Annotated in this window: 26 protein-coding genes; 24 read left to right on the plus strand and 2 right to left on the minus strand. The window is 21.5% G+C overall.

Features of this window, described 5'->3' with window-relative positions:
- Positions 1-1,548, plus strand: a complete 1,548-nt coding sequence (gene metG, locus QEG99_RS01385) for a methionine--tRNA ligase (RefSeq protein ID WP_280102220.1) — start codon at positions 1-3, stop codon at positions 1,546-1,548.
- On the opposite strand, the gene QEG99_RS01390 is transcribed toward metG, so the two are convergent.
- The gene (locus tag QEG99_RS01390) at positions 1,541-1,933 is read right to left on the minus strand and encodes an MAG1140 family protein (RefSeq protein ID WP_280102221.1); all 393 of its coding nucleotides are present in this window, start codon (positions 1,931-1,933) and stop codon (positions 1,541-1,543) included. The two genes, metG and QEG99_RS01390, sit on opposite strands and share 8 nt — an antisense overlap.
- On the minus strand, positions 1,920-3,944 hold the full coding sequence (locus QEG99_RS01395; RefSeq protein WP_280102222.1) for an Mbov_0121 family peptidase domain-containing ABC transporter: 2,025 nt from the start codon (positions 3,942-3,944) through the stop codon (positions 1,920-1,922). Before QEG99_RS01395 ends, QEG99_RS01390 begins: the two co-directional genes overlap by 14 nt.
- Before the next feature lie 197 nt (positions 3,945-4,141).
- Between QEG99_RS01395 and QEG99_RS01400 the strand changes: the two genes are divergently transcribed.
- The 23 genes from QEG99_RS01400 to QEG99_RS01505 all read left to right on the plus strand — a co-directional run bounded on the left by QEG99_RS01400 (position 4,142) and on the right by QEG99_RS01505 (position 25,582).
- Positions 4,142-4,897, plus strand: a complete 756-nt coding sequence (locus QEG99_RS01400; RefSeq protein WP_280102223.1) for a hypothetical protein — start codon at positions 4,142-4,144, stop codon at positions 4,895-4,897.
- A 56-nt stretch (positions 4,898-4,953) separates the two neighbouring features.
- The gene (locus tag QEG99_RS04330; protein WP_416388967.1) at positions 4,954-5,259 is read left to right on the plus strand and encodes an HU family DNA-binding protein; all 306 of its coding nucleotides are present in this window, start codon (positions 4,954-4,956) and stop codon (positions 5,257-5,259) included.
- Positions 5,177-5,422, plus strand: coding sequence for a hypothetical protein (locus QEG99_RS01405; protein ID WP_280102224.1), 246 nt, complete (start codon positions 5,177-5,179; stop codon positions 5,420-5,422). Before QEG99_RS04330 ends, QEG99_RS01405 begins: the two co-directional genes overlap by 83 nt.
- Before the next feature lie 2 nt (positions 5,423-5,424).
- A complete protein-coding gene (locus QEG99_RS01410; protein WP_280102225.1) occupies positions 5,425-5,607 on the plus strand; it encodes a hypothetical protein in 183 nt (60 codons plus the stop codon).
- On the plus strand, positions 5,597-5,902 hold the full coding sequence (locus tag QEG99_RS01415; RefSeq protein ID WP_280102226.1) for a hypothetical protein: 306 nt from the start codon (positions 5,597-5,599) through the stop codon (positions 5,900-5,902). Before QEG99_RS01410 ends, QEG99_RS01415 begins: the two co-directional genes overlap by 11 nt.
- Positions 5,903-5,924: 22 nt before the next feature.
- The gene (locus QEG99_RS01420; RefSeq protein ID WP_280102227.1) at positions 5,925-7,154 is read left to right on the plus strand and encodes an Mbov_0396 family ICE element transmembrane protein; all 1,230 of its coding nucleotides are present in this window, start codon (positions 5,925-5,927) and stop codon (positions 7,152-7,154) included.
- Positions 7,155-7,156: 2 nt separating this feature from the next.
- Complete coding sequence (locus tag QEG99_RS01425; RefSeq protein WP_280102228.1) at positions 7,157-9,781, plus strand: Mbov_0397 family ICE element conjugal transfer ATPase; 2,625 nt, start codon at positions 7,157-7,159, stop codon at positions 9,779-9,781.
- Positions 9,782-9,791: 10 nt separating this feature from the next.
- Entirely contained in the window at positions 9,792-10,109 is a 318-nt protein-coding gene (locus QEG99_RS01430; protein WP_280102229.1) for a hypothetical protein, read from the plus strand.
- Positions 10,102-10,479 carry a single-stranded DNA-binding protein gene (locus tag QEG99_RS01435; protein WP_280102230.1) on the plus strand — a complete coding sequence of 126 codons (378 nt, stop codon included), beginning with the start codon at positions 10,102-10,104 and terminating at the stop codon, positions 10,477-10,479. Before QEG99_RS01430 ends, QEG99_RS01435 begins: the two co-directional genes overlap by 8 nt.
- A 93-nt stretch (positions 10,480-10,572) precedes the next feature.
- Positions 10,573-11,130, plus strand: a complete 558-nt coding sequence (locus QEG99_RS01440; protein WP_280102231.1) for a hypothetical protein — start codon at positions 10,573-10,575, stop codon at positions 11,128-11,130.
- 9 nt (positions 11,131-11,139) lie between these two features.
- Complete coding sequence (locus tag QEG99_RS01445) at positions 11,140-11,565, plus strand: hypothetical protein (RefSeq protein ID WP_280102232.1); 426 nt, start codon at positions 11,140-11,142, stop codon at positions 11,563-11,565.
- A gap of 232 nt (positions 11,566-11,797) precedes the next feature.
- A complete protein-coding gene (locus tag QEG99_RS01450; protein WP_280102233.1) occupies positions 11,798-12,151 on the plus strand; it encodes a hypothetical protein in 354 nt (117 codons plus the stop codon).
- A 227-nt stretch (positions 12,152-12,378) separates the two neighbouring features.
- Positions 12,379-12,723, plus strand: coding sequence for a hypothetical protein (locus QEG99_RS01455; RefSeq protein WP_280102234.1), 345 nt, complete (start codon positions 12,379-12,381; stop codon positions 12,721-12,723).
- A 10-nt stretch (positions 12,724-12,733) separates the two neighbouring features.
- A complete protein-coding gene (locus QEG99_RS01460; protein ID WP_280102235.1) occupies positions 12,734-13,051 on the plus strand; it encodes a hypothetical protein in 318 nt (105 codons plus the stop codon).
- Positions 13,052-13,125: 74 nt separating this feature from the next.
- Positions 13,126-13,617 (plus strand): hypothetical protein, encoded by a 492-nt coding sequence (locus QEG99_RS01465; RefSeq protein WP_280102236.1) that lies wholly within the window; start codon positions 13,126-13,128, stop codon positions 13,615-13,617.
- A gap of 103 nt (positions 13,618-13,720) precedes the next feature.
- Positions 13,721-15,154, plus strand: coding sequence for a hypothetical protein (locus tag QEG99_RS01470; protein WP_280102237.1), 1,434 nt, complete (start codon positions 13,721-13,723; stop codon positions 15,152-15,154).
- Positions 15,155-15,205: 51 nt separating this feature from the next.
- Positions 15,206-16,099, plus strand: coding sequence for a hypothetical protein (locus QEG99_RS01475; RefSeq protein WP_280102238.1), 894 nt, complete (start codon positions 15,206-15,208; stop codon positions 16,097-16,099).
- Positions 16,100-16,166: 67 nt separating this feature from the next.
- Positions 16,167-16,961 carry a hypothetical protein gene (locus tag QEG99_RS01480; RefSeq protein ID WP_280102239.1) on the plus strand — a complete coding sequence of 265 codons (795 nt, stop codon included), beginning with the start codon at positions 16,167-16,169 and terminating at the stop codon, positions 16,959-16,961.
- Positions 16,962-17,019: 58 nt separating this feature from the next.
- Positions 17,020-17,775, plus strand: coding sequence for a hypothetical protein (locus QEG99_RS01485; protein ID WP_280102240.1), 756 nt, complete (start codon positions 17,020-17,022; stop codon positions 17,773-17,775).
- A 116-nt stretch (positions 17,776-17,891) separates the two neighbouring features.
- On the plus strand, positions 17,892-18,044 hold the full coding sequence (locus QEG99_RS01490) for a hypothetical protein (RefSeq protein ID WP_280102241.1): 153 nt from the start codon (positions 17,892-17,894) through the stop codon (positions 18,042-18,044).
- Between the two features lie 23 nt (positions 18,045-18,067).
- Complete coding sequence (locus QEG99_RS01495; protein WP_280102242.1) at positions 18,068-18,310, plus strand: hypothetical protein; 243 nt, start codon at positions 18,068-18,070, stop codon at positions 18,308-18,310.
- Between the two features lie 19 nt (positions 18,311-18,329).
- Entirely contained in the window at positions 18,330-19,001 is a 672-nt protein-coding gene (locus QEG99_RS01500) for a ribonuclease HIII (RefSeq protein ID WP_280102243.1), read from the plus strand.
- A 32-nt stretch (positions 19,002-19,033) separates the two neighbouring features.
- Positions 19,034-25,582: an Mbov_0399 family ICE element protein gene (locus tag QEG99_RS01505; protein ID WP_280102244.1), complete on the plus strand. Its 6,549-nt coding sequence runs from the start codon at positions 19,034-19,036 to the stop codon at positions 25,580-25,582.
- The last annotated feature ends 50 nt before the right edge of the window (positions 25,583-25,632 follow it).

Consider the following 25,632-nt stretch of genomic DNA (forward strand, 5'->3'; position numbering starts at 1 on the left):
ATGAATAAAAAACAAAAAACTTTTTTTATTACAACACCAATTTATTATCCATCTGGAAATTTGCACATTGGTCATCTGTATACAACAACTTTAGCTTGAGTTTTTGCTAATTATAAGAAAAATTTAAATTATGATGTTAAATTTTTAACCGGCGCTGACGAGCACGGTTTAAAAATACAGCAAAAAGCTCAAGAAATGAATTTAAGCCCGCAAGAATATGTTGATATTCAAAGTGCTAAATTTAAAGAATTATGAAAATTAGCAAAAATAAATTACGATTATTTTTCAAGAACTACAAATGCTAATCATGCTAAAGTTGTATTAAATGTATTTCAACAATTGTTAAAAAAAGAAATTATTTATAAAGGTATTTATAAAGGTCTTTACTCAGTGAGTGCTGAAGAATTTTTAACACCAACACAGGCAAAATTTAAAGACGGAAAATATTTTCACCCTGTTAGTGAAGATCAATTAATAGAAGTGGAAGAGGAATCTTATTTTTTAAAAATGTCTAAATTCCAAGATTGATTATTATCTTCATGAAAAGAAAAAGAAAATTGAATCTACCCTCAGCAAATAATAAAAGAGTTGGAAAATAATTTTTTGGAAAAAGGTCTTGAGGATTTATCAGTTACAAGAGTTTCTTTTACATGAGGAATTCCTTTAGCAAATGATAAAAAACATGTTATTTATGTTTGACTGGATGCGCTATTTAATTATCTAAGTGCCTTAAACTTTAGTTTAGATGATGATCAAGATTATCTAAAATATTGAAAAAATGGTGATGAAATTGTTCATATAGTAGGAAAGGAAATTACTAGATTTCACTGCATTTATTGACCAATTATGCTTAAATCTTTAGATCTCAAGCAACCAACTACTATTTTATCTCATGGTTTAATAAGAGATGCTAATGGTAGAAAAATGTCAAAAAGTTTAAATAACGTTGTTGATCCAATTTACTTAATAAATAAATATGGTGCCGAGCCAGTTAAATATTATTTAAGTACACAAATAATAATGGGTCAGGATGCTAATTTCGATGAAGAACATTTTATTAATGTTTATAACTCAAATTTAGCAAATAATTATGGTAATTTATTATCCAGAACAATCGCAATGATTAAACAATCATTTACAGGTTCAGTTAAATATTGTGAAAATAAAATTGAAAAATATGAAAAAGAAATTTTCAATTCAATTTTACAAACCAAAGAAATTTATTTAGATGAAATGAATAATTTTAAAATTGATAAAGCTTTTAAAGAAGCTATAAATTTATCTAAAAAATTAAATAATTATATTGATCTAACATTGCCTTGAACACTAAAAGACAATTTAGAGCGTTTAGAGGTTGTTTTAAATACTTTATTAAATGGTTTATATGCTATAACTTGTTTTATGAGTTGTGTTTTTAAAGAAAAAACTCAAGAAGTATTGAAGCAGTTGAATTTAACAACAATCAACTTTGATGATATTGGAAATTGAAATTTATTTAATGATAAAATAGTTGAAAAAGGTTCGCTTTTATTTGAAAGAATTAAATAATAAAATTAAAAATATTTTTACTTGTAGTAAATATTAATTGAGCAGGAATTGTGGAATTTGGCACAACGTTTAACCTCGCTCCACTTACTAGTTTTACATTAAAGATGTCTTCTTTAATGTTTTTTATTTCTCTAATTTTTAAAATTACATCGTTTTTTCCATCAAAAAATTTTTTATCAATCATAATAAAAGAACTATTTTTAATATTGTAATAAATACTTGAATTTATTTCAAAACTTAATTCCTTTTTTTCATCAATATTGATATTAATTCAAATACTTTCTTGCATTTTAACTTTATAAAATAAAAACAATGTAGTTATGAAAAAAATTAAAAATAAAAAGGAAATTATAATTAAATAAGTTGGATTTTTATAATTTTTCAATATCAACCTCTTTAGATTCTTTTATGTACTTTTTAGAATGAGAAACTTCTAAAAAAATTGCATCATTTTGATAATCATTAATTAAGGTTTTTAAATATTGGAAATTTTCTAGAGAAATATTTTCAAATGCCTCATCAAGCAAAATTAAATCATATTTTTTTGTAAATAATTTAAGTAGTAAAATAATTTGCCTTTGTCCACTTGAAAAATTTATCCATCCTTGTTTTATTTCTTTTGTCAATTCTAAATTAACATTTTTTAAAAATGGATTTAAATTATAATATTGAATATTTGAAAAAAATGTTTGCATTTTTTCGTAATTTCCATCAGTAATATAAGTTAATAAATCACTAGAAATAGAATTTAAATTACTAGAAATATATATGACTCTTTTTCGATATTCTTCCTTATTTATATATTTTATTTCTAAATTATTAATTTTAAAATTTTGATCAATTTCATTTTCTAAATTTAAAATTTTTAACAAGGTACTTTTACCCGTTCCATTTTTACCGATAATATGCAAATTTTCATTGATTTGCATTTTTTTAATTTTTAAAATTGAAATAATATTATTTGGTTTATAATCTAAATTTTCAATTTCAAAGCTATTAATTTTATCAATAATTTTAATACCATTTTTTTCTTTTGGAATAAATAAAATAAATTTTAAAAGATCGTATTCATTTGAAAAAATAGGATAATAATTAATTAAATCACTAATATTATTTAATGGACTAATAAAACTATTAAAAAATGTAATATACAAAATCATATCAGCTAGTTGAAAATTATTTTGTATTACTAACAAACTAGAAATAAAAATAATTAAAATAGGCATAAATTCAGTTAAAAATTTTTGAAATGATTTAAATGCAAAAGAAATTTTTCATAATTTATCATCTTCTTGTTTTAATGAAAAAAATTTTTCCATAAACTTATGATTTAAAAGTTTGTAAAAATCTTCATTTTTTAAGTTGAATAAATTATTAATAAAATCAAAGTAACTAGAATTTAATTCTGAGTTTCTTTTTATAATGCTATTATATTTTTTATTAATACATTTTTTGTAAATAAATGAAATTAATAAAAATATTACTGCAATAATTAAGGAAATTAAAAACAACTTAAAATTAAGATAAAGCAAAATAACAATTGAAAAAACTAAGGTAGTTAATTCACCAAATAGTGAAAAAATGAAATTAGCAACAAATGAACTAAAACTAGAAATTGCTTGAAATCTTTTTATATAATCACTAGTTTCTAGCTTAATTAATTGACTATTATTACCTACTTTTAAACAATAAAGAAAATTATTTAATATTTTATATTCAATATTATTTTGCAGTTTTTTTGTATATAAATTTTTTATCAAATTCTGAATAAATTTGAAAATAAAAATTCATAAAAACAAAAGTGTAATTTTTATTAGTATGTCGATATTTTTAAAAGCAAGAGATTTTTCAATGACACTTTTTAAGAAAAAAGCACTGGAAAAATTTAGGATTGATGTTATTACAATTAAAAAAATTACAAAATAATTTTCTGGTTCTTTTATAAATGAAATTAATGGTAAATTTTTATATTTCTTTTCAATCTTAACATCAAACAATTTTTGAGTTGTGATAATTATGTTTTGAAATATTTTATTAAATTCTTCATATTTAACTTTTCTTTTTCCAACTAATGGATCAAGTAAATAAAAATATTTTTTATCCTTTCTTTCTAGTATAACATAATGATTCATATCATTTTCATTTATTATTATAATTATTGGCTCTTTAATATCATAATCAATAAGTGATTGAAAATCACCATTATAAGCCTCCAATGCTATGCCTCATTTTTTTCCTAGATTTTGTAAATTTTTTATAACTATTCCATCCGAATTAAAAAATACATCTTTTTTAAGTTCAGATAAAGAGATCCATTGATTGTTAAAATAGTGATAAATCGATTGAAAAACCACCAATCCGCAATCTTTTATATCTTCTTGTTTTCTTATCTTCATACCACTATATATGTCGAAAAAATGAAAAAAAAGCCAAAAAGTGAACAAAATTTATACAAACAACGGGAAAAGTTTAGCAAAAATGGCATTTTTTCCAATTATTTTTGATCAAATTTTACACATTAGATTCGCGAAATTTAAGAGTATCACAATAAATCGGTTGCTAAAAAAGCAACTTTTTTATTTTAAGGAGAAATATGAAGTGATTAACAAATTTTAAAAATGAAAATAAAATCAAAATTAAAATAAGTTTTGATACTCTTAATCTGCTAAAAAATCAAAAAAGTTCGCTTTTGATATTAGTTATTTTAAAACTTTTAAAAATTTCTAAAACAAAAACAATAAATTCAGTTGAACTAAAAAATATTGTAAATATTTCTAAATCAAGTTTTTATTTTTCACTAAAAAATTTAATTGATAAAGAAATTATTAAATTTGAAAATGGACAAATTTCATTAATTGAAAAAACTAAATCAAAAAGCCCATTTATTTTAATTAGCGATATTAAACAACTTGAAAATATTGGAAAAATCACTCCTAAAGAGTTAATTTTAGTTTCTTTTTCCAAATTTATAATTGAAAAGAAAACTAAAAAAGTAAAAGAGAAAACAAAAACAAAACATAATGATTTTATTCATTATAAGTTGAAAATAACTAATAATCAACGATTTTGTAGAGAAAATTGTCTCTACCAAACAAAAGAAACTGAATTAAAATTCAATTTTTTCTATTCTGTTTTTAGTAAAACAAAACTTCATTTTACATACATTAAAAGAAAGTTCAATTCAGATTCTTTTATTAAATTATTAAATAATTTTACTAATAAACTAAAAATAATGTCCATAAATGTTTTATATAAATTTTCTAAAATTAAACAGCATTTTTATACAAAACACAGTATGAATTTAATCATTGAAAACAATTTAAAAAACTCATTTAATTCAGTATATTAGTAAAAAAGGAGAAAAATGAACAGAATGAATCAAATATCTAAAAAGATAAAGAAAGGATAATTGAAGATTTTTTATTAGAAATTGTTGAAAAAATCAAAAAAGGAGAAGATGTTAAATTAAAACATCTAGGAACTTTTAAAATAAAAAACCTTGAAAAATACAAGTTTTATAATTTCACAACCTCTACTTTTGATGAATATGAAAACTATAAAAAACTTAAATTTTCTGTAAATAAAAAATTAAAAAACAAATTAATTCAGAAATTTTTGAAAGTTAAATATGAGTGAGCAATTAATACAAATATTAATTCATATTGTAATTTTTGCGATTATCGCTTTACTTATTGCAATTATTACTATTAGATTATTTTTTCCTAAAAAATGACTGGAAATAAAAGAAAGTTTTCAATCTAATAAAAAAGAAACAGAAGAAAAAAAGCAAAAAGATAAAAAAGAAAAAATAGAAGATAAAGAAGAACAAGAAGTAAAAAAAGTTATAAAAAAATCAAAGAAAGGCGATAAATAAAAATGGGTTTATTAGGATTTTTTTGACCAATATGATTAACAGTTGGTCTTGGTATTATTTTGCTAATAATTAGTTTTCCAATTTCTAAAAAAATAAGAAAGAATTTAAAAGCAAAAAAAGAACGAAAAGAACTATCAGAAAATACTGATTCAAAAAATTTGGAGGTAATAAAAAATGACGAATAGTAAAGTAATACAATTATTTAATTCAACAAATGTGGATAAAATTAATTCAACAACAAAAAATTTTTTTGAACAAATAAATCAATGATTAACACCGTTATTAACTATAGGTCTTTTAACATTATTGATTAGTTCGGCTGCTTTGGTTTTTATGATGGGAATAAGACCGGGAGATGCGGAAAAATATAAAAATAAATTAAAATATACTTTAATTTCATCTTTAATTTTAGCAATAATTGTAGTTGTAGCGATGCCACTTTTAGCAAGTCAATTAATTCCTGGATGGGGTTCGAATTAAAAACTAAAATATTTTAAAACTTATGGGATCAATAGTAAGTTGATTAATAAAGCAATTATTAAATCCAATTGCTTTTATTCTTTTCAGTGTTCTTTGAGTAGCGAGTGTTACACCAATTTATTTAATGCTAGAAGCATTGGTTGCTATAAAAGGTGTTTTTGGCTTTGGTTTTGCTAAAAAATTATTTTTCGGCGATACAAATGAAATCAATTTTTTACAAGTACCAACACTATTTTTAATCATTTCATCAATATCAGTTGCAATTTCTATTATTGTTTTATGTGTAGTTATTTTTAAAAATGCTATTTCATTAAAAGAGAATAATACAAAGGAATTACTAAAACAAGCATTTAAAACATTTATTTTGTTAATTTCATTACCTATAATTTATTTATTATCTTTATTAATTTTAGATGCTATTGACCAATTAACTAGACAATTATTTTTTTCAGATAATAATTTAAGTGAAACTCAAAATATATTTTTACAATTAAGACCAAACAAAATTAATCAAAACGAGTGATATGAATTTGCTAAATCTTATTTTTCTGATGCAAATAAAATAAGAAATTCATATAATAACTTAGATTGAGGAGAAGGTTCGCAAATTATTTTACTTTTTTTAATTGCAACAATAATTCTCTTGATTTTTCAAGGTTGAATGCTTATTAATTTAGGTAAAAAACTAATAATTATGTTTATATATATGATAATCGCTCCTCTTTTTATTAGTTTAATAATGCTAGATAATGAAAAAGAATTTTCTAAATTTAAATCAGAAATTAAAAATTCAATTACTACTGTTATTTCTGCCGAGTTTTTTTATAGTGTTTTTGTCTTATTTATCTCTTTTGCAATGAATTTTGAAATAGTAAATAATATTCCAATTCTTGCTAGTTATACTAACTTTATTTTTAAAATAATTTCATTGGCTGGAGCAAGTTTTGGAGTAATGCAATTTATAAAAAAAATGGAAGCAACATCTCCTACTATGTCAAATGTTGTTAAAGGAGCAAAAAGTGTAGCAACAGGAGCAGTGATGAAAAATCCTGCAATGATAAATCAAGGACTTAAAACTATGAGTTCTAATAGTGTTAATAATACCAGCAATTTACCATCTGTAAAAAATGATGTAATTAAAAATAATAACTTTAACTCCGTTCCTAAAACTGACTTTTGAAATTCTTTTAAAACTAATAAAGGAGAATCTTCTATTATTCCCACAAAGGAACTTAAAGGAAAACAAAGTTAATTATGAAATATCAAATTAAAAAATTAAGAAAAAATAAGATAATTATTTATAAAGGTTTAACAATTGTAGATATTTTATTTTTAGGAATAATTATAGCAATAGCATCGCTTCCAATCATTTTTATCCAAGAAAATTGAATTTTAAAAATATCATTATTTTTTATAATTTCCTTATTTTCCGTTCCTTTGCTTTTTAAATATAGAAAACACCAAGCAAAAGGTTATCAAATATTAATAAGGATGTTTAAATTTGTTTCTTCAAATAAAAAATATAAACGAATTAAATCAAAAAATAAAAAGGGAAATATAGAAAATATTATTCCTTATTCTAAAAAAGGAAAAATTGGAATTATTAACAAGGATAATAAAAGTGTTTTTGGAGCATTGAAAATTTTTGGTAAAAACATAACATCAGAATCTAAAAATGACCAACTAGTATTAATGAGAAATTTGACTGATTTTTTTAATAAAATCAAAATGAAAGCAACAATAGTTAAATTACCTGTTAAAGAAGATTTGTCTAAGAATCTTAATTCAATTAAAAATAATAAAGAAAATTACATTAATTTATCTAAGTTTTATGATGAATGAAATCGTGAAATAAAAGATGATTTTTCTGAAAAATTAAAAAGTGAATATTATTTAATAATTTATGAAAAGGATGAAGATAAATTAAAATCGGAAATGAATGATTTATCAAGAGAATTAAATAATTGCAAAATTAGTTCAGAAATACTAAATATACAAGAATTAACAAAATTAATAAACGAAATTTATATTCATAATCCCAATTTTAATTTCTCATTATTTGAAAAAGAAAACAAAATTCTAGATATTAATAAGGTAAATTTTAAAAAAGATTATTTTAAAATTGATGGAAATTTTTATTCAACACAAACTATACACGAATATGCAACATTATTAAAAAATGATTGAATTTGAAAAATTTTTAATACTCCTAGTGTTGTTATATGACATATAAATACAATTGATATCGAATCCTTTTTAAATAATATTAATAGAACAGAAATTAATGCCGAAATGAATGCTTTTGAAGAAAAAAATCGTCCCAAATCTAGAAAAATGAATCAAGAGATAGAGGCGATTAAAGAAATAGTTGACTCTGCTATGAGCGGACAAGAAAATATTGTTGAAAGCACAATTATATTTTTAACTAAAGCCACTAATTTACAAACAATTAAAAAAGTTAAAACGATTAACGAAAGAAATTTATCAAGTATTAATTCTAAAATTGATAATTTAATTTACCGTCAATTTGAAGGATTTTCAGCAAGTTTATTTATTAAAAACGATTTATTAAAAGAATTTCAAGAACAAGCAGTGTCAAACATTTCATATGGATGACCATTTGTAATTGAAGAATTTAATGATGGAACTTTTCCAATTACAGGTATAGATAAAAATAATAATGTTCCCATCTTTTTTGATCCAAGATTAAAAAAATCAGATAGAACAAACCATAATATGTTTATTTTTGGAGAACCTGGAAAAGGAAAAACAACTTTTACTAAAAAGATAATGTTATCTAATTTAGCCAAAGGTGATGAAATCATTTTAATTGATACTCAAAACGAATTTACTGATTTTGTAGAAAAATTAAATGGTCAAATGATTAATTTAGGTTCAGATAATGAAATTGTTATTAACCCTTTACAAATAAGAAACTTTTGAAATCCAAGACCCTTAACAGAAGAAGAATATAAATTTAATAATGAATCACTTTTAATTCAACAAGAAAATTTTATGGAAGTTTGATTAAAGTTGCTTTATGGTGATAAATTAGGTGTTAATGAAAGAGATATGATTATCTATTATTTAAAAGATTTATATAAATCATTAGGTTTTTATGACACAAATGAAAATTTAAGTCAATTACCAAATGAAAAATATCCTATAGTTTCCGATTTAATTAAACACATTCAAAAGGGAATGAAAAAATCAAATATCGCTTTTGATAATAAAACCAAAATCAATGTTTTAAGAACTTTAAAATTAGATTTTGAAAATAATGGAAAATTCGCCAAAAGTTTTAATAATCATTCAACACTTGAATTAAATAATAAGGTAATTTGTTTTAATATTTCTTCTTTAATAAATTCTGAAAATAAAAACTTATTGGATTCGTATTTCTATTTATTAGTAAGTTATTTACAAGGAAAAATATCTTTACAATCAGATAAACAGAATTTTATTTGATTAGTATTTGATGAATTTCACAAGTATGTAAAAAGCGATAATATGATGATTTTTAACTTTATCTATTCAATGGCAAAAGAGGGAAGAAAATTCCGTTCTAATTGTATTTTAACAACCCAACAAGTTCACGATTTAACAAGAACTGATGCTCTTGCTTCAATGGGTCGTTCAATTATAGAAAGTTGTCAATATCTAGTTTTATTTAGTATTAAAGCCGATTCATTATCTAAAATTGATAGTTTCTTTTCAAGTATTGGTGGTCTTTCAGAAAACGAAAAAAGCAATATTTCTTTATTTAGACAAGGTGAGTGTTTATTAATTGTCTCACCTTTAAGAAGATTTCAAATAAAAGTTAATTACAATCAACTTGAGCAAGAATTTTTCTTTAAAAAGAATCAGCAATCACAATAGAAAGGAAAAAATGAAAAAAGCATTAAATATTATTAATATTGTTTTTAAAATAGGTTTTTCAATTTTGCTACTTTTACAAGCATTTATTATAACTTATCTTTTTATTTGATGAAATTCAACTTCAACTTCCGATAGTCAAATATTAATTGAAAGCAAGGAAATAGCACTTGAAATAAGCAAAATATATTTAACACTTTTTATTATTGTATGAATTTCAGTGATATTAATATTAATTTCCTTAATTTTAGAAATAATTCTTGGAATTAAAAAGTGAAAAATTAATTTTATAGATTTATTTTTTAACAGCAAAAGGGAAACTAATGTTTAGCATTAATCAATTAACAATAACGGGAAAAATGGTGGAAAAACCTAAATATAAAAAGATTAAATTTAAAGATAAAGATGTAGAAAATGCCGTTTTTTGCTTGCAACTTCTAGATGAAAATAAAACTGAAAATATTATTGAAATCAATGTTTGAGGCAGATTAGTAAAAACAATTGAAAAAATTTCTAACGATGATTATCTTTTAATAAATGGAAAAATTACTTCTAACAATTATAAAGAATATAAAAATATTGTAATTATTGCTAATAGTATCCAAATTATCAAAAATAATAATTATAAACTTTTTGATACTAATGATAAAAGTGAACAAGTCAATGATGATAACAATCTTCATCAAATATCATTAGATTAATTTTAATAATTTCGAAAAAGACATTTTTGTCTTTTCATCTGTTAATAATGAAAGTTGCTAACAGATGAAAATATAAAAATAAGAAAGGAAAAAATGATTATTAAAGACAATAAATTAATTGAAATAGAAAGTGCTTTTAATGAAAGTAAAGAAAAGGCAAACAACTTTTTACTTAATAATTTACTTGAATTAATTTCAAACGAAAATAGCAAAAAAACTACTGATTTTCTTGAAAATTTACTTTCAATAAAAAAATTAATTAAAAAGATTAAGCGGTTGTTAAATAGATTTGAAAAATCAAATATCAAAAATATTATTAAAACTAAGCAATTGTCAAAATTGCCTTTAAAACAACAAGAAAAATATTTTCAAAATATTAGGATTTATACAAATAATTTAATTGATTTAAATAAAAAAATTAACTTAATTTTATCTTTAGGTCAATATTATGGCTGTTGAAAATTTACTAAAAAATCTAAAGAAGAAGTTAAAAAGCACTTTAATAATGAAAATCAAGAACTTCAATCTTTAAATAAAAGTCAATATCAACCGGTTAATCAATATGCTAATAATCGTTATTTAAGATGAATGAAAGTTTTTGATGAAACTAGAATTACTTTAGAAAAAGCACTAATAGAAAAAAATATTTAAAAGGAAGAAATGAAAAATAATTTATTAACAAAAAACCAAATGGAAATTATTATTAAAAATTGAAATGAATTAGTTTTAAATGCTAATAGCAAGGAAAAAGATAAACTATTAAAACTACTTAATAGAAAAGTAAAATTAAAGTATTATTTGCAAAATAAACATCTTTTAGAATGTTATAAATGAATTTTTAAAATCAATAAAGATTTAGTTGAAAAAGGTATTAATTCAGATTATGTAAGATTGAATTTAAAAAATTTAGTTGATAATGAAGATGATGAGCAATTATTTTATTTACACGATGAATATAAAGTGTATCAATTACAAAAATTTGATTTAATTAACGATTTTAATAATGATATTCTAATAAGTTTTTCTAATGATAATAAATTAATTAAAGCACTAGAAGTTGTTATCAAAATGTTTAAGAAAAAATAAAATGGAAACAGTTAATAAACATTTTAAAAAGTTCAAAAACTACGGATTAATTTGCTTTTTATCTTGCATATTTATGGTTTTTGGCTTTAGTTATTATTTTAAAGATTATGGAATAGGGCTATTAATTTTTTCTATCTTTCAAACAATTGTTTTTATTGTTTCATTTATTTTTTAAATTTTGAATTAACAAAATATAGAAAAGCAAAAGCAATACTTAAAAACTTTAATAATAATGGAAAATAAATTATTAATTCGCATTAAAGAAAGTTTAGCAAACTTTGATTGTAGTGAAGAAGAAATTACACTAGCACTATCTAAAATGACATTAAATGGGAACTACGAAATGCTATTTCAAACTGCTTTAAAAATTATTTTCGCTTATCGTTTTGAAAAAAGGAATGGGCGATTTAAATTTATGTTATTAAAATGAGCGATAAAGAACAAGAAGTTTTTTCAAAATTTTATTACATACATTGATAATCACCATTTACCAAGTTTTAGTAATTGAAAAACAGATAATTTACCGGCAATAAAATCAGTAAGTGAATTTGAAAATTCCTTTGATTTGCCGACATTAAATTTTTAAATCGTTTTTTTGATTGTGAAAAAGAATTTACTGAAATTCAAAACTTTTATCAACAAACAAAGCATTTAGATAAAGATGAATTTATTTTAAAAGATGAAGAATTCCCTTCTATTTGAGTTCATTTATCGCTAAAAACAACTTTAAGTTTTTATATTAAAGAAAACAATTTAAATTGAAAAAATAAAAAAGCATTATGAAAAATAATTAAAAAATTATAAAGGAAAATTATGGAAAATTTTAAAACAAAAATTATAAATTATATAGAAAATCTAGACCCTAAAAAGATTTGAGATTTTTATAGTCAATTTTTAAATATAATAGAAAATTTAGAAAAAAATGGATATAAACTTTGCAAATATAGCATTGAATTAGATAGCGAACATTCGTTATTTTATGGAAAAGATTTTAAATATTTAATTGATGATGAATTAAAAGAAAAAGGTTTAAGTTCTCATTATATTTATATTTTTAAAAATCTACAAAGAAAATTGGTCGCCGTTGATTTTTTAAGACACGGAAATTACTTTTTAAAGTTAATGATGCTCAAAATGACTTTGTGGAAGTCAAACTAGATAAAAAATAATGGAATTAAATGGTAGTGATTTTGATGAGCATATAGAAACAGAAGCACTATTAAATAGTGATGAATTAAAAGCATATATTCATAGTAATTTAAAACAATATGGAATTAATAGTGCTTGATTATTAGGTAAAACAACTAATAGTGAAATTTACTATTTAGATGATGAAAAAATTTATCAATTAAATGCTTATATGGATGAATTTATCGAACAAGATTTACAAACTCAAATGATAGATGTTATTTACCAAATTTTTGAAAATGAAAAAATTAATGATAGTGAAAGTGAAAATTTAAAATTACATTTAAAAATCAATTAACCGATTTAATGGAAAAGTTTCAATAAAAGCGATTAGTAGCCATTAAAAACTATAAAAAATAAAAAGAGTAAAAAATGGAGAAAGATAAAAAGCGAAATTTTTTCAATTTTAACAACGATGATGAATGATATACAACAAAAGAAGATGTGCAGTTTTTTATTGATAATGCCAATATAAATAAAAATAAAATTATTTGATGTCCCTTTGATTTAAAAAATTCTAATTTCGTAACAACATTTAGAAAAAATGGCTATAAAGTTGTTCATTCTCACATTAATAATGAAAAAGATTTTTATAAATACCAACCTAAAAAATGAGACATTATTGTAAGTAATCCGCCCTTTAAAAATAAAAATAAATTACTAGTAAGATTATTGGAATTTAATAAACCTTGAGCATTAATTTTTGGCATTCAAGCATTAAATAGCGAACGATTTTGCAATGAATTACAAAAATTTAGCAATATTGAATATGTTCATTTAAAAAGGCGAATGTGCTTTACAAAGGATTATTTAAATTATGATGTAAAAAATTACAAAGACCCTCGTTTGCTAGTATGTGAATAACAAGCAAAATTTTTAATAAACAAATTCAAATTTGAGATGGTGTTAATTATAAAAATAGTGATAAATAATAAAAAAGTTGAAAAAGATAAAGGAATATTACATTATGGTAAAAGAATTTAAGAATTTAGAAAATAAACAAATTAGTTTATTAACTTGAAAACAGATTTTTGATATGGACGAAAGAGAAATAAATAAATGAAGTGCAAAAATTAAGTTATTAAAATTTGTTTTAAAGCAAAATGATAAAACTGATTTACCTACTAAAAAACAGATTTTTAACATAAATCATAAACAATTAAATTATTTTTTACTAAAACTTGATTTATTAAAATTAATTGCAGAGTTAGATGATAAAACTGATTTACCAACTTGAAAACAGATTTTTGATATGGACTTTGATAAATTGTATAAATGATGAGATAAATTAGATTTATTAAAGTTCATTTTAGAGCAAAAAGATAAAAGTAATTTACCTACTAAAAAGCAAATTTTAAATATCTATGATAGTCAAATGAAACACTTATATGAAAAAACTAAATTATTTAAATTTGTCATTAAACAAAAAGATAAAATCAATTTACCAACTTGAGAGCAGATTTTGAATATGAATATTGATAAACTGCATAATTGACTAGATAAATTAGATTTATTGAAGTTCATTTTAGAGCAAAAAGACAAAAGTAATTTACCAACTAAAAAGCAGATTCTTAATATAAATGATAATCAATTATCTTATTTATATAAAAAAACTAATTTATTAAAATTCACTATTAAACAAAAAGATAAAAGCAATTTACCATCTTGAAAACAGATTTTTGATATGAATGATAATCAATTAAATAATCTCTTTCCAAAACTTGAATTTTTAGAATTAATTGCAGAGTTAGATGATAAAACTGATTTACCAACTTGAGAGCAGATTTTTGATATGGAAAATAATCAATTATCAAATTTATATGAAAAATATTGATTACTAAAATCAATTTTAAAACAAGAAGATAAAACTGATTTACCTACTAAAAAACAAATTTTAAATATGGATGAATATCAAATAAATAATTGAAGCGACAAAATTGAATTACTAGAATTTGTTTGAAATCAAAAAGATAAAACTAATTTACCAACTAGAAAGCAAATTCTTAATATAAATGACAACCAATTAGAGGATTTTAACATAAAACTTGATTTATTAAACTTGATTGTAAAGTTAGATGATAAAACTGATTTACCAACTTGAAAACAGATTTTTGATATGGATATTGATAAATTGCATAACTTGCTAGAAAAATTAGATTTATTGAAATTAATTTCAAAGCAAAATGATAAAACTGATTTGCCTACTAAAAAGCAAATTTTAAATATGGATGATAGTCAAATAAATAATTGAAATAGAAAAATTCAGTTATTAAAATTTGTTTTAAATCAAAATAATAAAACTGATTTACCAACTACAAAACAAATTCTTGATATGAACGATAATCAATTAAATAATTTAAATTTAAAAATTGAATTATTAAAGCAAATGTTAAGTTCTTAAAATCAGTAGTGAAGATAAAAAATATTTAAAAATATAAAGGAATATTGCATTATGATAAAAGAATTTAATAATTTAGAAAATAAACAAATTAGTTCATTAACTTGAAAACAGATTTTTGATATGGACGAAAGAGAAATAAATAAATTAATAATCAAAAAACGAATATGAGAATTTGTTTTAAAGTATAAAAATAATTTTTATTTACCTACTAAAAAGCAGATTTTTAATATGAGTGAAAATCAATTAAACTGCTTTTTTCTAAAACTTGATTTATTAAAATTGATTGTAGAGTTAGATGATAAAACTGATTTACCAACTTGAGAGCAGATTTTTGATATGGATTATACTAAAATATTGAATTTAAATGACAAAATAGAAATCTTAAAATTAATTTCAAAACAAAAAGACAAAACTAATTTGCCTACTAAAAAGCAAATTCTTAATATGAATAATAATCAATTATCTTATTTATATAAAAAAACTAACTTATTAAAATTTACCATTAAACAAAAAGATAAAAGCAATTTACCAACTTGAGAGCAGATTTTTGATATGGATATTGATAAATTGTATAATTGGCAAAAAAAGTTAGATTTAATAAAACTAATTTCAAAGCAAAAAGACAAAACCGATTTACCTAATAAAGAGCAAATTTTAAATATGAATAATAATCAAATAAGTAGTTGAAATGACAAAATTGAGTTATTAAAATTTGTTTTAAAGCAAAAAGACAAAAATAATTTACCTACTAGAGAGCAGATTTTTGATATGGATAGTAATCAATTATTTTGTTTATATATTAAAATCGAATTATTAGAATTTGTCATTAATCAAGAAGATAAAAGCAATTTACCAACTTGAAAACAGATTTTTAATATGAACGATAATCAATTAAATAATTTAAATTTAAAAATTGAATTATTAAAGCAAATGTTAAGTTCTTAAAAAACATAATTATTGATTTTTAAAATAAAAAACTATTTTATTTAAACATATAAAGGAATATTACATTATGGTTAAAAAAATTGAAGATTTAAAGCCAAAGCAAAGTAATTTGCCAACCAGAGAGCAAATTATCAATATGAATGATAATCAATTAAATCATTGAAAATTTAAAATTGATTTACTAAAAATAATTTTAAAGCAAAAAGACAAAACTAACTCGCTAACTTGAGAGCAAATTTTTAATATAGATGAAGAATGAAAAGTTGAACTATTAAAATTAATTTTAGAGCAAAAAGATAAAAGTAATTTACCTACTAGAGAGCAGATTTTTAATATGAACGAAAATCAATTGTTGAATTGAGTAAATAAATTTTATCTATTAAATTTTTTATTAGACCAAAATAATAAAAAGAATTTACCAACTAAAAAGCAGATTTTTAATTTAAGTAAAAAACAATTAAAATCTTGAGTTACAAAGGCCAAATTACTAAAATCAATTTTAGAACAAGAAGATGAAACTAATTTACCAACTTGAGAGCAGATTTTTAATATGAATAATAATCAATTATTTTATTGACAATGGAAATTAAATTTATTAAATCTAGTTTTACAACAAGAAAATAAAACTAATTTACCAATTAGAAAGCAAATTCTTGCTTTTAATACAAAAAATATTCCATTGCCAAGTTTATTAAAAAAATATTTATTACTAGAATTAATTTTAGAACAAAATGATAAAACTAACTTGCCAACTTGAGAGCAAATAATCAATATGAATGATAGTCAATTAAAACATTGAAAGGGAAAAATTAAACTATTAGAGGAAATTATTAATATGAACAATAATCAGTTGGAACATTAACAAAAAAATAACTTATTAAAGCAAATATTAGATTAAAAAACAGCAGTAAGGAAAAAATATGGAAGATATTTTACAGCAACAAACAGTTAAAAATAATATTAAATCAGCAGTTTATTATCAATTTTTTAATTATCTTGAAGATAAAAAAGATTTAAAAACTGTCTATTGAGATTTTTATGATAATAGTCCCATTAAAAGTGTAAAGTATTATAAAGCCCGCATTGAAAATCTTACATCTTATTTTAATTATAAAAAATCAAAAACTGTTTTTTTAAATAGAGAAAAAATCTTTTTCAATTTTTATCAAATAACTAAAAAGTTATCGGGAATTGATTTTGTTAAAAACATTAGTAATTATTCAATAAAAAATTGAAGTTATAAAAATGATTGTTATAAAAATTTACTTAAAAGTATGAAATTAAAGCAATCTTGAGATAAATGAGAAATTTCATCTTTTTCAGAGCATTTAACATTATTTTTAACTTGAAAACAAAGTTTATTAAAGCAAAAATATATTGACAAAATAAAAGAATTTATAACTCTTGCAAAACTAGAAGATGAAGATAAAAGTTTTATTAAAAAAGAAAAAAATTGACTTGTGGAAAAAATTAAGCATTATATGATTGAAAACAATCTTTATGATAAAGTATTAGATTTTGATAAATGACGATTTTATAATGACAATAAATTATCTTATTGAACAGTTGAAGAAATTAAAAAATTCTTTATCAACATAAACTTGAAGGTGCCAATTATATTCATAAACATACAGATTATAATGATTATGGTATTGGATTTACTAGTTCAAATTTAAACTATAATGCTAAAAAGTTTTTAACTAAAACTTTATATAAATTAATTGATAAAAATGATGATGTTCAATATATTTCCCTTATATACAGAATTACTGAAAACGATGAATATTATTTAATGTGAAATATAATAGAAACGAAATTAATTTTATATAACTATATAAAAGAAAATTCAAACAACCTTTTACAAGAGCATATACAAAAATTAAAGCAAATAATTGAAGAAACAGAAGATGAATTAAATGAAGATGAAAACTTACTTAAGTTCTAAAAACACACAAAAAAAGGAACAAAATGAAAAAAGGCAACATAATTAATTTAATAAAATACTACTCTGAAAAAGATGATTTAAATTTTAAAAATGAAGCATATTTAATTGCTAAAGAATTTGATAAATTGGGTGATTATCAACTATCAGAATATATAAAAGAACTTCTTCGTGAGCCAAATTCTTTTAATTTCAAAGAAGATACAAAAATAAAAACCGAGCAACTTTCTTTTCCCGAAAGAATTAAAGAAGATATTAAAAAATTTTAAATACAAATAAAGGAGCAAAATGAATAAACAACACACTGTTAAAAGGGTTGGTTGTGATGAAGTGGGCACTGGCGATTATTTAACACCAATTGTCGCTTGTGCTGTTTATATTCCTAAATCAAATTTAGCTATAATTAAAGAATTAAATATCAAAGATTCAAAAAAACTTTCTGATTATACAATTAAAAACCTTGCCCAAAAATTAAAAGAATATTGCATTTATAAAATCAGTTATTTATCACAACAAGAATATAATAAATTAAATAAAAAATTAAATGCTAATGAATTAAAAATGTTAATTCATTTGCAAAATATTAATTATATGGAAGAAAATTTACTAGTTGATGAAATAGTAATTGACCAATTTTCCACCGAAAAAACAATTTTACTTTATATGGAAAAATTAGCATCAAATAATTTATATAAAGTTAAAAAAATTAATTCACCTTTAACATTAGAAATTCATAGCGAAGATAAGTATTTAGAAGTTGCTTGTGCTTCCATTTTAGCAAGAGATTTTTTACTAGAAAAAATGAAAGAACAAGAGCAACTGTGAAAATTTAATTTCCCTCTAGGTGCAAGTGCTAATGTTAAAGTGGCTGCCCAAAAGTTTTTAAAAATCTACGGTTTTAATAAATTAGATAAAATTGCTAAATTACATTTTAAAACAACAAATGAACTTGAAAATTAAAATATCAACAATAAAACAAATTAAGGAGGATTATGAAAAGAAAAACTAAATTTCACTTGCTATTATCAACAATACCAATAGTTTTTACTTTGCCATTTTTTATAAGTGCTAATAGTAATAATGAAGTTATATCAGGAAAATTTGAAATTAACCGAATTGAATATAGCGAAAAAATATTTAATTCTTTTTCTGACAATGTTAAAACAAAAAGTTATGAAAATATAACGATGAATAAATTGGAAAAACAACTTGAAAATTTTATAATTAATAAATCAGTAAAAACTAAAATTCTTGATAATTTGAAGAAAAAAATAAGTGAAACTCAATTTTTTAAAACTATTAATTTTGAATTTACATATTCCACTGAAGAAATTTATCGCCAAGAGGATATATTTCACGAAAAAGAACCTGAAAAAATAATAGATTTAATTCATATAAAGTGTAGTTATGAAATAGATGAAATAAATATTAATAATTCAAATCCAATAAATAATGTTAATAATAAAGTAGAAACAAATGAAAATATCAAAATTAATCATTATGTTTCATTATCTAATAATGATTTAATTGAAGATGCAAAATATAAATATAATAAAATCTTTACCGATATTAAAAATATGCACTTTAATCAAGAATTTATGTCTGATAATTGAAACGAAAAATGAAAATGAAATTCAGAATTAAATAAAATTTTTCAGACATTCATTTTACCAAAATTATTTACTAACAATATAATAAAAAATGTTAAATTTAATAATCTCATTATCGAATCAAAAATAGATAATAGTAAAAAAAATTTAAAAATATCATTCGACCTTAATTATATAAATATAAAAGACGGTTCAAAAAATCAATTACCATTGAAATTAAAAAAATCACTTGCTCCTATTGATGAATTTTTGAAAAAAAATAGTTTATCTAACACAGATAAAAATGGCAAGAAAATTGAAAAAATAAATTTTACTACATATTTATCAACTTTTGATAAAAACTTAAACGATAATCAAAAAAGACAATTAATTAATACAATAAAAAAGGATTTAAAAGATTTTTTCACTGACTTAAATTCAAATGAAATTTACGATTTTGATGATTTTAACGAACTTTTTGCTCATAGCGACAATTTGCCATCATCAGTCCAAGAATTAGGTTTAAATGAATTGCCAATTGAATTTTTATCAATTTTTAAACATACAGAAAATATAAAAAATATTGAATTTGATAATATTGAAATAATTGAAAGTTATCAGAATTCGAAAACCCAATTTAATTTATCAATAAATTTTGATTTTAAATATAATTTTGCAAGCGATGAAGAAAAAACCGAAATTAATAATTCAACAACAAATTCATCAAATAATAGTAATTATTCATATTTAATAAACGATCCAAAATGATTAGAGCAACTTCCTAAAGACAAAAGCGACATAAATATTAATACAAATAATAAAATAGGTTTTTCTGCAGAAGCTGAAACTTTCATTTCAACAGATGGTTTTGTATTTCAATCTGGAATTAAAGAAAATAATTCAAAAGACCAAAGATGAAAAAATAATGAAAATTTTTTACCTATGATGAAATTTACAATTGATGGAATAGAAACTGTCAATAGACCAAAAGAGATTTATGCTTGAGGTCAAAATTATAATTATGGATCATTTGAGGAAAATCTTAGTATTTTGGACTATTCTGATGATGTTAATTTATCAAAAGAAAAACAAAATGATTCTAACGGTTGATTTGGGGCAAATAAAAATTTATGAAAAACTTCAACAAAAAACTGGAAAAACTTTTTATCTCTTAAACCAGAACAAACAATAAATTATAAATTTGGTCACAAAACATATAAAGCAGATGATGGAAAATGAGCAAAGTATGAAAAACCCGATTATGAAAAAGTCATTAAAAATGAAAAAGATTTAAATCAGTGAATTGATAATTTAGACATAAAACTTTATAATTCTTCTATAAATTTGCAAGATAGAAATACGAAAATTAAAGATATTAAAAATAAAGAATGAAATATATCTGATATATTGTATGATATGAATGTTTTGGAAAATAATATTTTTAACTATGATAAAAATTATTCAATTTTAAAAAATCAAAAATCAAAAAAAATTGGAGAAGAAATTAAAAAGAAAATAATTGAAAGTTATAAAAAACAATTGGAATTTATATCAAGTAAAACAAATGAAAATGCTAATAAAATAGTTAAAATTAAAAATTTAAATATTGATGTTAATTTTAAATTTGTAAATTATTGAAAAGATGAAGCACATTTTGATTCAAGAATTACTGCCTTTAAAGTAAAAATAAGTTTTGATTGAGATTTTTCTGAAATAAAAAAACTTAAACAACAAGAAATTAATGATTTAAATGCTAAAAATCAAGAATTAATTGAAAATTTAAATAAATTAAAATTAAGTTTAGTTGAAAATGGTTGAATAACACCGGGCGGAACAATAAGTTATAATTCAGAAACCAATTTTGTAGATGCATTTGATAAAACTAAAATACTAGATAAAAAATCTAATTATAAAGTTATTTTAGAAAAACAAGAGGAAATTAAACAATTTGTTAGTGAAAATAATGAATTAAATATTAATGCAAAATTTGAAAATAATGATAGTGATAACACTTCCATTTTAAAATTCAATTATATTGATATTAATGGTAATAATTCTTCAATTATAGTGTTTGATAGAATAAATTATGAAAGAATTGATAATTTTGTTGATTATAAAATTGAAAAAAGATTAAAAATTAAACCAAGTTCTTATATTGATAAAACAAATTCAACTGAATATAGTCCACTTCAAAGTGAAGTTCCCACCAAAATAACAAGAGAATTTATGGTTGAAAATGAAAAAGTAATTGAAGAAATTGATATTTACTATAATTTCCCAACACTTGAATTTTTCTCTCCTAAAGAAAAAAACGAAATTTTATATATTAATAATGAAGCAATTCCGATTTATAACAATATTTATAAATATCAATTTAAAGATAAATTCAATGATCCTAAAACAAATACATTATTGGCAAAATTATTAGATGTGGAAAAAAAGTATAAATTAACAAATGATGAAGAGTTAAAAAAGGAATATGAAAAAACATTAAATCAATATCAAAATATCAATCTTTATTTAATAGAGGTGAAAAAATTTGATGCTCAAACTAAAGCAACGGAAACTGTATTTAGAAAAAAAATATTAATTCAATCGCAAAAAGACATTTTATTTAATGTCAAATTTTTTGCTTGAAATCCAAACGAAAATCCCGAGCAAAGAGAAATTATAGAACAATTTTTAAAAGATCCTAAAGGTAATTATATTTTAGATAAAAATAAAAATAGAATTCCTAATCCAAAATATAATCCATTTATTAATAGTCAAACGGGAACTAACTTAGAATATGTAATATTAACTGATGAAATTAGAGTGCCAATTGAAAAAGGAAATAAAGCCACTTTAAAATTAATTTATAATCATAATAATCAATTTATTTTATTTAATCCTTTAAATGCTCAAGGAGAAAAAAGGGAAATTAAAACATTAAATCAAACACATAATGTTTATGAAATTACAAATATTTATGAAGCACATGTTGTTTATGGGGGAATAAAATTAGAATTAAGTGATGGAATTAATCGCTTTGATGTTTGAAAATATAATGAAAAAACCAAAGAATGGGATAAACAAGAATTTTATAGTAATAATTTAAATTTTTATAAAAATAAAGAAAATGTCATCGGAGATGCGGGACTTTTTAAAATAGTAGCAAATAGAGATGATGGGCAAGCAAAACATAAATTAGTTTATATTAAAAAAAATAACGGACAAAATATTAAAATTAATGATGAATTTTTTTCTAAATCAATTAAAGAAAATTCTAACTTTGTTTATTTAAAAGATAATATCACTCCTTTATGAGACCATTATTGAGGAAAGCAATTATTAGTATTTTTAAAAACTAAATATAATTTAGATGTAAATATTGCCAAAATACTTTCTTATGATGAAATTTTAAATTATTGAAAAGAATTTTATGCCTTTGCAACATTAGAAACTTCATTGGTTGATGTTTTGCCAATTGTTAGTTGAAAAGATGTAAAAAATTTTATGGAATATAATCCTTATCCAATTGATAAAGAAACTAAAAATAAATATCGAGAAAAATTAAAAGAATTTGTTTCTTTTCCTTACTCTGAATATATTGATTTAAACATTGAATTTGAAAGTGAAACTGAAATAATTAATAAATTAATAAAGCAATTAAATCAAAAAGCAAAAGATGCTATTGAATTAATAAAAAATGATTTTATTAACTTAAATACCTTTCAATTATTAATTGATAATCAAGAAGGTGATTTGGTTTCTCAAATGTTATTACTTTCTCAACCTCAAGCAATATTAAAATCATTATTAGGTGGGAATTTAGAAAATTTAAAATCCAAATCAAATAACAGTAATAAAACTTATATTAAACTTTTAGAATGAGCAATTAAAGAAATTGATAACACTCTTAAAAATAGAAATATTTTAATTAATTATTTAGAAAGTCAAAAAACCGCGGAAAATCAACAAGAAAATAGTTTAAATTCTAAAATTAAAATATTTTTATCAAATTTAAATGACAATTTATTAACTTCTAATACATTTAATAACAACTATAAATTGTCTTTAATTTTATTTAATCAAAAAATTAATGAAGATTTTAAAATAAATAGTTTTAATCAATCAGAAAATATTGATGATAAAATTCATTTTAATTTTTCTACAAAAAGTAATTTTATTCACTTAAATACTAAAACAATTACAATTTCGGGTAATTGAATGAAAGAAAGCGAATTATTTAATCCGAAAGTTAATACAAATAAAATCAATGATTTTTATTGAAAAAATAAAGAAGTAATTACCATACAAGATTTAAATAATAAAGACAATAATTTTTTTGATGATTTAACATATGAAAATTTAGAAATTTATAGTGCTAGAGTTAATAAACTTGAACAAAAATCAAATGAAAATCAAAGAGCAATATTAACATTTAATTTTAGAAAAAAAATTATTAGTAGTTTAGAATTCAACGACAAAGAATACACTGTTTATTTAGAATTAAAAGTTTCTACAAACGAAAATCCTTATAAAGTTGAAGAAAACAATAATGAAAAAGATAAAAATAACGGAAACAGTGGAAATGGAGACGACGGAAACGACGGAAACGGAAGTGGCGGAAATGGAAGTGGTGGAAACGGAAACGGAGATAACGGAAACGACGGAAACGGAAGTGGTGGAAACGGAAATGGCGATGATGGAAACGGAAGCAATGGAAACGGAAACGGAGATAACGGAAACGGTGGAAATGGAGAAGACGGAAACAACGGAAACGGAAGTGGTGGAAACGGAAATGGCGATGATGGAAACGGTGGAAATGGAAACGGAGATAACGGAAACGGCGGGAATGGAGAAGATGGAAATGGTGGAAATGGAAACGGAGATAACGGAAACGGCGGGAATGGAGAAGATGGAAATGGTGGAAATGGAAACGGCGGAAACGGAAGCAACGGAAACGGAAACGGTGGAAATGGAGATAACGGAAATGGTGGAAACGGAAGTGATGATAATGGGGATGGATCAAATATAGATACATCTCAAATTACTGAAACTGATTTTTCTAAAATGAAATTAGAAGATATGTTTTTCAAAAAATTAACAAACAAAAAAGAATTATCAATTAAAATTTACGAAAATTTACAAAAGCAATTTGAAAAATATTTTGGAAATAATAATGTATCGAATTTAATTGAAATTGAAAATTTTGACAAAATTCTTAATTCTTTAGTAAAAGAACTATCACTAAATGTTGAAAAACTGATTATTAAACCTAAATTTGAAAAGTTATCTGATGATAAAAAATTTATAGGTTATACAACTGTTAATGTAACTAATAATATGTTAGATGTAAATGAATCACCTGAACATAAGAAAAAAGAAAACGAAGATTTTCAAAAAAGTAAAAATCAAAATGACGATGATGATAAAAATGAAAATTCATCAATAAATCCAACAGAAATTGCAGAAACTGATTTTTCTAAAATGATATTTAAAACAATTTCGTTTAAAGAAATTATTGATAAACAAATATTAAAAGATGAAATTTTTAGAGAATTAGTAAAACAAACAACTAAATATTTTGGAAATAATGACATAAAAGAATTGATTGAAATTGAAAAAGAAGAAGATATTATAGATGCTCTATTAAAACCTAAAACTTTAAATTCGATTGTTGCAACATTAATTCCTAAAATGAAAGAATTATCGGATGGAAGAAAATTTAAAGGAAGTGCCAAAATTACTATAACTAATGATTTGTTAAACATTATTCATTCTCCTTTCTATAAAGGAAAGAATAATAAAACAAACGATGGAGAACAAATAAAATCGGCACTTGAATCATTAGACGATTTAAAAAAAACAAGCAATATTCTTTTAATTTCTGGTGTTTTATTAATAACTATAACTTTTTCTTCTTATGGTGGATATGTGTTATATATTAGACGAAGAAAAATAATATAAAAAAACTAACCCCAAAGGGCTAGCACATTACAATATAATTATACAATATT

This window comes from Mesomycoplasma lagogenitalium (assembly GCF_029854295.1).
GTDB lineage: Bacteria > Bacillota_I > Bacilli_A > Mycoplasmatales > Metamycoplasmataceae > Mesomycoplasma_A > Mesomycoplasma_A lagogenitalium.